This is a genomic window from Phenylobacterium sp., assembly GCF_044236515.1.
Classification (GTDB): domain Bacteria; phylum Pseudomonadota; class Alphaproteobacteria; order Caulobacterales; family Caulobacteraceae; genus Phenylobacterium.
In genome coordinates this window covers 1-8,401 of record NZ_JBIIGK010000129.1, presented here as the reverse complement: position 1 = coordinate 8,401, position 8,401 = coordinate 1, and the positions used below count along the sequence as shown (strand labels likewise).

At 70.9% G+C, this 8,401-nt stretch carries 13 protein-coding genes; 5 read left to right on the top strand and 8 right to left on the bottom strand.

Annotated features, from left to right (window positions below):
• Window positions 1-47: 47 nt before the first annotated feature.
• The 4 genes from ACILRF_RS12395 to ACILRF_RS12380 all read right to left on the bottom strand — a co-directional run bounded on the left by ACILRF_RS12395 (window position 48) and on the right by ACILRF_RS12380 (window position 3,710).
• Window positions 48-1,538 (bottom strand): alpha/beta fold hydrolase, encoded by a 1,491-nt coding sequence (locus ACILRF_RS12395; protein ID WP_395673319.1) that lies wholly within the window; start codon window positions 1,536-1,538, stop codon window positions 48-50.
• A 6-nt stretch (window positions 1,539-1,544) separates the two neighbouring features.
• Window positions 1,545-1,868, bottom strand: coding sequence for an SCP2 sterol-binding domain-containing protein (locus ACILRF_RS12390; protein WP_395673317.1), 324 nt, complete (start codon window positions 1,866-1,868; stop codon window positions 1,545-1,547).
• Window positions 1,869-1,928: 60 nt separating this feature from the next.
• The gene (locus ACILRF_RS12385; RefSeq protein ID WP_395673315.1) at window positions 1,929-2,831 is read right to left on the bottom strand and encodes a class I SAM-dependent methyltransferase; all 903 of its coding nucleotides are present in this window, start codon (window positions 2,829-2,831) and stop codon (window positions 1,929-1,931) included.
• Window positions 2,832-2,912: 81 nt separating this feature from the next.
• Complete coding sequence (locus ACILRF_RS12380) at window positions 2,913-3,710, bottom strand: class I SAM-dependent methyltransferase (protein ID WP_395673313.1); 798 nt, start codon at window positions 3,708-3,710, stop codon at window positions 2,913-2,915.
• Window positions 3,711-3,962: 252 nt separating this feature from the next.
• On the opposite strand from ACILRF_RS12380, the gene ACILRF_RS12375 reads away from it, so the two are divergent.
• Window positions 3,963-4,415, top strand: coding sequence for an Hsp20 family protein (locus ACILRF_RS12375; protein ID WP_395673311.1), 453 nt, complete (start codon window positions 3,963-3,965; stop codon window positions 4,413-4,415).
• A 58-nt stretch (window positions 4,416-4,473) separates the two neighbouring features.
• On the opposite strand, the gene ACILRF_RS12370 is transcribed toward ACILRF_RS12375, so the two are convergent.
• Both ACILRF_RS12370 and ACILRF_RS12365 read right to left on the bottom strand, forming a co-directional pair.
• A complete protein-coding gene (locus ACILRF_RS12370) occupies window positions 4,474-5,733 on the bottom strand; it encodes a pentapeptide repeat-containing protein (RefSeq protein ID WP_395673309.1) in 1,260 nt (419 codons plus the stop codon).
• Window positions 5,734-5,780: 47 nt separating this feature from the next.
• The gene (locus ACILRF_RS12365) at window positions 5,781-6,218 is read right to left on the bottom strand and encodes a deaminase (RefSeq protein ID WP_395673307.1); all 438 of its coding nucleotides are present in this window, start codon (window positions 6,216-6,218) and stop codon (window positions 5,781-5,783) included.
• Window positions 6,219-6,336: 118 nt separating this feature from the next.
• Here ACILRF_RS12365 and ACILRF_RS12360 point away from each other — a divergent pair, with 118 nt between their 5' ends.
• The 4 genes from ACILRF_RS12360 to ACILRF_RS12345 all read left to right on the top strand — a co-directional run bounded on the left by ACILRF_RS12360 (window position 6,337) and on the right by ACILRF_RS12345 (window position 7,956).
• A complete protein-coding gene (locus ACILRF_RS12360) occupies window positions 6,337-6,474 on the top strand; it encodes an entericidin EcnA/B family protein (RefSeq protein WP_395673305.1) in 138 nt (45 codons plus the stop codon).
• Between the two features lie 48 nt (window positions 6,475-6,522).
• Window positions 6,523-6,918 carry a DUF983 domain-containing protein gene (locus ACILRF_RS12355; protein ID WP_395673304.1) on the top strand — a complete coding sequence of 132 codons (396 nt, stop codon included), beginning with the start codon at window positions 6,523-6,525 and terminating at the stop codon, window positions 6,916-6,918.
• A gap of 88 nt (window positions 6,919-7,006) precedes the next feature.
• Window positions 7,007-7,165: a DUF3309 family protein gene (locus ACILRF_RS12350; protein WP_395673302.1), complete on the top strand. Its 159-nt coding sequence runs from the start codon at window positions 7,007-7,009 to the stop codon at window positions 7,163-7,165.
• Between the two features lie 80 nt (window positions 7,166-7,245).
• A complete protein-coding gene (locus ACILRF_RS12345; protein WP_395673300.1) occupies window positions 7,246-7,956 on the top strand; it encodes a DUF599 domain-containing protein in 711 nt (236 codons plus the stop codon).
• On the opposite strand, the gene ACILRF_RS12340 is transcribed toward ACILRF_RS12345, so the two are convergent.
• Window positions 7,935-8,279 carry an MmcQ/YjbR family DNA-binding protein gene (locus tag ACILRF_RS12340; protein ID WP_395673298.1) on the bottom strand — a complete coding sequence of 115 codons (345 nt, stop codon included), beginning with the start codon at window positions 8,277-8,279 and terminating at the stop codon, window positions 7,935-7,937. The genes ACILRF_RS12345 and ACILRF_RS12340 overlap by 22 nt on opposite strands.
• On the bottom strand, window positions 8,276-8,401 hold a 126-nt coding region (locus ACILRF_RS12335; protein ID WP_395673321.1), incomplete at its 5' end, for a peptide-methionine (S)-S-oxide reductase. The genes ACILRF_RS12340 and ACILRF_RS12335, both read right to left, overlap by 4 nt.

The window sequence follows — 8,401 nt, the reverse complement described above, 5'->3', positions numbered from 1 at the left end:
CGGGTAACGGCTCCTCTCCCCCGCGGGGAGGGAGAGGAGGAGAGGCGTCAGGCCGGGGTTTTCGCGGCCGGCTTCTTGGCCGCGGCTTTCGGCGCGGCGGCCTTAGTCGCCTTGGCGGCCGCCGGCTTCTTGGCGACGACCGGCGCCTTGGCGGCCGGCTTCTTGGCCACGACCGGCTTCTTGGCGACGACGGGCTTGGCGGCCTTCGGCGCCGGCTTCTTCACCGTGGCGGCCTTGGCGGCGGCGGGCTTGGCGGCAGGCTTCTTGGCCGCAGCCTTGGGCGCCGCAGGCTTCTTCGCCGCGGCCGGCGTCTTGGCCGCGGCTTTCGACGCGGCGGGCGCCTTGGCCGGCGCGGCCTTGGCGGCGGTCGGCTTCTTCGCCGCCGGGGTCTTGGCGGTTGCAGGCTTCGCAACCGCGGCCTTCTTGGCCGGCGCCTTCTTGGCCGGCGTCTTCTTGGCCGCGGGCTTGGTCACCGGGACGGCCGGCTTGGCGGCGGCCGGGGCGGCGGCTGGCGCGGCAGCGGCGGTCGGAGCGGGCGCGGCGGTCGGGGCCGGGGCCGCAGCCGGTCGCGGCGCTTCGGCGGGCTTCGGCGCGGTGCGGCCGGTGAGCGCGTCGAAGGCCTTGAGGAAGATGTTACGCATCTCGTCGGTCTCCATCAGGATTTCGTGGTGGGCGCCGGGGACAGTCAGCAGCTTTCCCTGCGGCAGGTATCGGGCGGCGGCGGCCTGTGCGGCGTTGTCCACCAGCTTGTCGTCCTGGGCCGACACGATCACCACCGGCAGGGTGATCCTGCGCAGGCGGTCGGGTCGGGCCAGGACGGCCATGGCGCGGAAGGCGAAATCGAGCCAGCCCCAGGTCGGGGCTCCCAGCGCCAGGTCGGGGTGCGCCGCCACGGTCGCGCAGTTGCGCGCGAAACGGGCGGGGTCGTGCGTGAGGATGTTGCCGTCGAACTGGTCTTCCGGCAGCGCCCGGCGCGGTTGGCGGATGTAACGCGCGGCGCGGCCGAACATGCGGTTCAGGCGGGCGATCAGGCGCGCGGCGCCGGGCGAGGCCGGGGCGGTGCGGATGCCCAGCATCGGGGCCGACAGGATCGCGGCGCTGAACCGGCGCTCGCCCTCGGCCAGGGCCAGCAGGGTCAGGCAGCCGCCCATCGAGTGGCCGAGCGCGACCCAGGGCTTCGGCAGCCGGTCCTCGTAGGCTTTCAGCAGGGCGTCGAAGTCGTCGAGGAAGGCCTTGTAGCCGTCGGCGTGGCCCTTGCGCCGGTCGGGAAGGGCGCGGTGCGACAGCCCCTGCCCGCGCCAGTCGTGAGCCAGCACGGTGAAGCCCCGCGCGGTTAAGTCGGCGATGGTCTCGAAGTACTTCTCGATCGGCTCGGTCCGGCCGCCGGACAGCACCACCGACCCACGGGGGCGGCCCTGTGCCAGAGGCGGGAAGAGGGCCGCGCGCAGCTTCGCGCCGCCCTTGACGACGACCCATTCGGCCTCGCCCGGCGGAGCCCGGTTGTCGGGCGTCTCCAGAAGGGGCGCGGGCTCGCTCATCGGCCGTCAGCTCGCTCTTGAGAATAGGGCGCGGATCTGCGGCTGCAGGCGCATGGCCAGCCCCATGTCCGAGAGCTTCAGCCGGCCGGTCATCATAGCCCGCACGGGGTCGAGCTCGCGGCGGCCCAGCGCTTCCAGGTCGGCCCGGCTGACGGTGACGATGAGGTCGGCGGGAAGATCGGCGTTCGAGACCTCGGTCCCGGCGATGTGGATGACGCCTTCGCCCTTCAGCTCGAGACGGATGGACGCGCCCAATCCGGCCGAGCCGAGATCGGCGTCGGACGCCGCCGCGTGGCGGATCCGGTCCGTGATCTCTTCGAGCGTCGCCATGCCCCCCGGCCTCTCCGACTCAAGGGCAAGCTTCGCTTCGCGAGGCCGGGAAGTAAACCGTCAGGGTTGTGCAGCGGCCGGCTTGACGAACCGCAGCGTCATTCGGTCGCTCTCGCCAATGGCGTCGAAGCGGGCGTGATCGAAGGCCGGATCGTCCGGCTGGCCGCGCGGGCTCGACCGGCGGACCGGCGGCAGGGTCCAGACGCCGAACGGATGGTCTTTGGTGTCGCGGGGATTGGCGTTGATCTCGCTCGCCGCGGCCAGCTTGAAGCCGGCCTCTTCCGCGAGTTGCACCACATAGGCCTGCTGGACATAGCCGTCGGCGGCCAGGACGTCCTGGACTCCGCCGACGTCGGCGCGGTGTTCCTCGACGCCGAGCACCCCGCCGGGCTTCAGCGCCGCGAAGGCGTCGCGGAACGCCTTTTCGGCGATGCCGGCCGCCATCCAGTTGTGCAGGTTGCGCAGGAACAGCACGAGGTCGGCCGAGCCGGCCGGGGCCACCGGCCCGCTGGTCGGGCCGAAGGCGGTCATCTCGACCTCGCCATACCGGCGGCGGGCGCCCTCGAGCTTGGCGCGGAAGGCGTCGATGACCGCCTGGACGGCGGGATCGGCCGGGTCGGGCTGCAGGTTGGCGGCGTAGAGCTTGCCGCCAGTGGCCGCCAGGAACGGGGCGATGATGTCGGTGTACCAGCCGGCGCCGGGCCAGAACTCGACCACGGTCTGGCCGGGCTTGAGCCCCCAGAAAGCGAGGCTTTCGGCCGGATGGCGCCAGGCGTCGCGGGCCTTGTCGGCGGGCGAACGCCAGTCGCCGTCGATGGCGGACTGGAGGCTCTGCGGAGAACCGGCCGCCTTGGCCGGCGGCGGCTCCTCGGCCTTGCGCCCGCAGCCGGCCGCCCCGAGCGTCAGGGCGCCGGCCGCCAGCAGGGCGGACCTGCGGGTGAGTGTCAGGAGTTCACGCGCCAATTCGACCTCGTCACGCCCCCCCGGGCCTGGCCATGGTCAATGCGAGTAGCCCGCCCCGCCGGCGCCGTCAAAGGCCCTGCGTCACGAAGGCTTCACGAACCGCAGCGTCATCCGGTCGCTCTCGCCCACGGCGTCGAATTCCCGACGGTCGAAGTTGGGGTTCTGGGGGGTGCCGTAGGGCGCCGTCACCCGGGTCGGAGGCAGGGTCCAGACGCCGAACGGATGGTCCTTGTCGTCCTTCGGATTGGCGTTGATCTCGGACTTGGCGGCGAGCCGGAAGCCGGCCTTCTCGGCGGCGGCGATGACCGTCTTTTCGGCCATGTAGCCGGTCGACCAGTTTGCCGCCTCGGGCTTGGGATCCGAGCGATGCTCCTCCACCGCCAGGACGCCGCCCGGCTTCAGCACGGCGAACATCTGGACCATCACCCTGTCGAGGTAGCCGGGCTGGACGATGAAGTTGTGGAGGTTGCGCGCGGTCAGCACGAGGTCGGCCGAGCCGGCCGGGCCGAGGCTGGTGGTGGTCGGGCCGAACTCGACCAGGTTGACGGCGCCGTATCGGCCGGTGTCGGCGAAACGCTTGGCGAAGGCCTCTCGCGCCCGCGGCGAGGTCGTCGCGAAATAGCGGCCGTTGGTGGCCCGCGCGTAGGGCGCGAGGATCTCGGTCCAGTAGCCGCCGCCGGGGGCGATCTCGATCACCGTCTGGCCGGGCTTCAGCCCCCAGAAGGTCAGGCTCTCGACCGGGTGGCGATGCGGGTCGCGGGCCCGGTCCTCGGCGCTTCGGTGCGGCGCGGCGACGGCCGCTTCCAGGGCCGGGTCGGCGGCGACAGCGGGCGCGGCGATCATGGCGACGGCCGCGGCTATGGCGAGCGAACGGAACATGCGGTTTCCTCCCCAGGAAATGTGCGTGTGCACCCTTATGCGCCCCACCCTCGGTGGCAAGTGCGCAGACCGCCCAGAAACACGAAGATACGAAGCGGCGATGTCATTTGCCGGCTCTTGAACCGCCGAAAGCGCCACCTAACTCATCACACGGAAGGCGCTGGATCTCCGGGCCTTCCGGGGCAGGCGATGCCGTTTGCGGATCGCCGCGCTCCCGACAACCGCAACCTTGCTTATGAAGAAGGATGTGACATGCGCACTGTGGATCTTTCCCCCCTCTATCGCTCCGTCGTGGGCTTCGATCGCCTCGCCGGCCTGCTTGAAGCGGCCACGGCCGAAGCGGCCACGGGCTATCCGCCCTACAACATCGAGCGTACGGAAGAGAACGCCTACCGCATCGAGATCGCGGTGGCCGGCTTCCGGCCCGAAGAGCTGAACGTCGAGGTCAAGGAAAACCTCCTGACCGTCCAGGGTCGCAAGGCGGCCAACGATGAGACCCGCCGCTACCTCCACCGCGGCCTGGCCGAGCGCAATTTCGAGCGCCGGTTCCAGCTGGCGGACTATGTGGTGGTGACCGACGCGAACCTCGCGGACGGGCTGCTCTCCATCTCGCTGAAGCGGGAACTGCCCGAGGCGCTGAAGCCGCGCCGGATCGAGATCGGCACCGGCTCGTCCCCGCTGATCGAAGGCGAGAAGGCGGCCTAAGGCCGGCTCTCAGCCTCACACACGGAGGGCGGCGCTCGCGGGCGCCGCCCTTTTTCTTTCAGATGATCTCGTCGAGGCCCTTGGCCCCGGTGCGGACGACGCCGGTGAAGTTCGCCCGGCGCAGGGTCGCGCTCGTGAAGTTGGCGCGGCTGACGTCGGCGCCGACGAGGTTGGCATGGTGCAGGTCCGCGCGGCTGAGGTCGGCGTTCTTGAGGTTCGCCCCGGCCAGGTCGCAGGGAAGCACCCGCTCCGGGCCAATCAGCAGCGGGCCGAGCAGCGCTTCGCGCAGGTCGCTCCCGGCCAGCTTGGCGCCGGCCAGCCGTGCGCCGCGCAGGTCGGCGCGCTTGAGGTTGCAGTTGCGCAGGTCGGCGCCCTCGAGATGCGCTCCCTGCAGCTGCACGCCTTCCATGTCGAGGCCGTAGAACACCGCGCCCTTGGCCGGCAGGGCGGTCAGGTTGAAGCCGCGGACGCTCTTCAGCGCCCGTAGGTCGGCGTTGTGGAAGGACGAGGGATGCCCTTCTGCGCCCCCGGTCGCGCACCAGCGGGCGTGTTCGCGCATCATGATGTCGAACGGCTGGTCGCCGGCCTCGGAGCCGGCCGGCTCGTCGGTGAGCACGCCCTTCATATTGGCGTCCATGACGTTCCACGCGACGGTCTTGGCACCCACCAGGACCGCGTCCTGCAGGTCGGCGCCGCAGAGGTCCGCGCCGGAAAGGTCGGCGCCGGACATGTTGGCGCCCTTTAGCTGGGCCTGCTTCAGGTTCGCACGGATCAGCTTGGCGTCCTTGAGGACGGCGTCGGTGAAGTCGGCGCGCTGGGCGAGGACGCCCGAAAGCTTGGTCCGCTCGAGGTTGGCGCCGGTCAGGATGGCGCCTCGCATCTCGCCGGGCCGGGCCGACGGCTCCAGGCGGCGGAAGCCCTCCTTGCGGTCGGCGGCGGCCAGGGCGCCTTCGCGCAGGTCGGCCTCGAAAAGGTCGGCCCCCGTCAGATCGGCGCCGCGGAGGCAGGCGCCGCGCAGGTCGGCGCGCCGCATCGAGGCTTCGGTGAGGTTCGCGCCCTGCAGGTCGGCGCCGAACAGGGTGGCGTGGTCGAGCCGCGCGCCCTGCAGTTGGCAGTCGTGCAGCAGGGCGCCGGTGAAGTCGGCGTCGCAGAGGTTGCGGCCGCGCAGGTCCAGGCCCGACAGGTCCATCCAGGCGAACACGGCGCGCGCGCCGCCGGGCCGCGAGCTCCACAGCCGGTCGTGCCGCTGGGCGATGACGTTCAGTTCCGCCTGGGTCAGGCGGCGGGTCAGCATCGACTTGGCGGCGGCGATAGCCATTCGCGGAAGCTAAGTCGGGGGCGCTTAACGACGTCCTTACGACGTCCTTACCCCGTCCGGGGGCGATAGGCGGCGTAGAGGCCGGCCGCCGCGTCGGCCAGGCGGCCCATCTCGACCTCGACGCCGGCCGCTCTCAACGCCTCCACACCGCGCCCGCCGGCCAGGGTTGAGGCGTCGGTACAGGCCACCACCACCCGCGCGACGCCGGCGGCGACCAGTCGATCGGCGCAGGAGACCTGGCCACCTGATCGGGCCCCGCAGGGCTCCAGGGTTACATAGGCGACCGCGCCGCGCGCCGCCGCGCCCGCGGTGTCGAGGGCCTGTTCCTCGGCGTGAGGCCGGCCGCCCGTCGCTGTCGCCGCCTCGCCCACCACCTCGCCGTCCAAGACGAGAACGCAGCCGACGGCCGGGTTGTCGCCGGTGCGGCCGACCTGTGCCCGCGCCAGGTCGATGGCCCGTCGCATGTGGGAAACGTCGTCCGGCATGGTCATGCGTTCAACATGACCATTGCGACGCGGACGGGAAAGTCTCGTGACGGCTTGACGACAGGCGGCCGGCATTGGAAATGGCGGCAAGCAAAGAATTCCGGGGGGAATCTTCGAGATGCGCAAACTGATCGTTCTGGGCGCCGCGCTGTCGGCCCTTTGGGTGTCGGGCTGCAACACCATGTCGGGCATCGGCCGCGACGTCGCCGCCGCCGGCGACGCGGTGGCCGGCGCCGCCGAAGACGCCCGCCGCTAAGTACATTTCCGCATTCCATAACGGCCCTGCGGGGGCCATATGGCCGGCATGGCTGAAATCATCCATCCGCTGGGCCCCTCCGTCACGCGCGGCCTCAAGCACCGCTGCCCGAACTGCGGCCAGGGCCGGCTGTTCGCCAAGTACCTGAAGGTGGCGAAAAGCTGCGACGCCTGCGGCCACGAGCTAGCGCGGTATCCGGCCGACGACGGCCCCGCCTACCTCACCATCCTGCTGGTCGGCCACATTGTCGTCGCCCCGCTGCTGATCTTCCCGATCGTCTGGGAGGCGTCGCTTTATTGGTCGCTGCCGATCCTGCTCGGCGGGCTGGCGCTGGTGACTCTCGCGACCCTGCCGCGGATCAAAGGCGGCTGGATCGGCCTGATGTACGCGCTCGGCGTCAAGGACAAGGACGCCCGCCTGCAGACCGCCGACGCCGCCGACTGACGTCGTCTCCACCCACCCGGTGGGCGGAACCCAAGCTTGACCACGCCCGTTCAGGTGGAGGTCGGGAGAACGGTTTCGAGGAGAGACAATGTCGCTCGGCACAATCCTGATCATCATCCTGATCCTGGCGCTGATCGGCGCGCTGCCCAGCTGGGGCTATTCGCGCGGCTGGGGTTATTTCCCGTCGGGCGGCCTTGGCCTGGTGCTGGTGATCGTCCTGATCCTCGTGCTGCTCGGACGGATCTGAAGGCGAAACCCCTCCCCCTTTGCGCCGCGCAGCTCTAGCATCCCGCCCGTTCGGGTGAGGATGCTGGAGGCCTTTCGGGCATGGAGTTCGCCGACGTCGCCGCCTTTGGCGTCTTCCTGGCCTGCTGGCTGGCCTACCAGCCGCTGCTGAAGCTGGTCGGCCGGGCGCGTGGCGGGGTGATCAACACCGACATGACCGCCATCCGTCTGGCCTGGATGCGCAACATGGCGGTCCGCGAGAACCGGTTCATGGACGGCCAATTGCTCGGCCACGTGCTGAACTCGGCCTCGTTCTTCGCCTCCTCCAACCTGATCCTGATCGCCGCAGCGGCCGGGGCCCTGTTCGGCGGCGAGGCGACGTTCCGCAGCGTCTCGGCGCTGGAGGTCATCCGCACCTCGTCGCGGGTGCTGTTCGAATTCCAGCTCGCCCTGGTGCTGATCACCCTGGCCCGCGGCCTGCTCGATTTCATCTGGGCGATCCGGCAGATGAACTACTGCATCGCGGCGGTCGGAGCCGCGCCGGTGAACGCCACGCCGGAACAGTCCGCCGCCTTCGGCGCCGCGGCGGCCAAGCTGCTGAACCCGGCCCTGTCCTCCTTCAACTCGGGCGTGCGCGGCTACTATTTCGCGCTCTCGGCCGGGGCCTGGCTGTTCGGCCCGGCGGCCTTCGCCTGCGCCACCGTCGGCGCGGTGATCCTGCTGTTCGCCCGCCAGCGCCGCTCGCCGGCCGCCCGTGCGATCGCCGAAATGCGTCGCATGCTGGAGGCCGATCAGGTCAGCCCCAGCCCCTGACGGTCCTTGCGGGTCAGCTTGGCCGCCACCAGCCCGTGCGAGGTGGCGAGCCAGCCGCGGACCTCGTCGGCGTCGAGGGCGGCAAGGTCATCGAACTTCACCCACTTGGCCCGCGCCAGGTAGGGCGCGGGGATCGCCCGCCCGCCCAAGGTGAGGGCTTCGAATGCGATGTCGGTGGCCTTGAAAGCGAGGTTCGAATAGGCGCCGTCGGTCGCGGCGAACATCTTCCCGGCGACCTTGTAGACGTGGTCGTCGCCCCATTGGACGTCCATGTGGGCGCCGGGCAGCGCCAGGGCGGCGGCGTGCAGCTCGTCGCGCGTCACGGCTCCACGCCGAGGCCGATGGGACAGCTCACGCCTGTCCCGCCGATGCCGCAGTAGCCGCGCGGGTTCTTGGCCAGGTACTGCTGGTGGTAGTCCTCGGCAAAGAAGAAGGGGCCGGCCGG

Bases quoted from the DNA above. Each gene is read 5' to 3' on its own strand.
- ACILRF_RS12395 (WP_395673319.1), bottom strand. From the start codon at position 1,538: ATGAGCGAGCCCGCGCCCCTTCTGGAGACGCCCGACAACCGGGCTCCG.
- ACILRF_RS12390 (WP_395673317.1), bottom strand. From the start codon at position 1,868: ATGGCGACGCTCGAAGAGATCACGGACCGGATCCGCCACGCGGCGGCG.
- ACILRF_RS12380 (WP_395673313.1), bottom strand. From the start codon at position 3,710: ATGTTCCGTTCGCTCGCCATAGCCGCGGCCGTCGCCATGATCGCCGCG.
- ACILRF_RS12375 (WP_395673311.1), top strand. From the start codon at position 3,963: ATGCGCACTGTGGATCTTTCCCCCCTCTATCGCTCCGTCGTGGGCTTC.
- ACILRF_RS12370 (WP_395673309.1), bottom strand. From the start codon at position 5,733: ATGGCTATCGCCGCCGCCAAGTCGATGCTGACCCGCCGCCTGACCCAG.
- ACILRF_RS12365 (WP_395673307.1), bottom strand. From the start codon at position 6,218: ATGCCGGACGACGTTTCCCACATGCGACGGGCCATCGACCTGGCGCGG.
- ACILRF_RS12360 (WP_395673305.1), top strand. From the start codon at position 6,337: ATGCGCAAACTGATCGTTCTGGGCGCCGCGCTGTCGGCCCTTTGGGTG.
- ACILRF_RS12355 (WP_395673304.1), top strand. From the start codon at position 6,523: ATGGCTGAAATCATCCATCCGCTGGGCCCCTCCGTCACGCGCGGCCTC.
- ACILRF_RS12350 (WP_395673302.1), top strand. From the start codon at position 7,007: ATGTCGCTCGGCACAATCCTGATCATCATCCTGATCCTGGCGCTGATC.
- ACILRF_RS12345 (WP_395673300.1), top strand. From the start codon at position 7,246: ATGGAGTTCGCCGACGTCGCCGCCTTTGGCGTCTTCCTGGCCTGCTGG.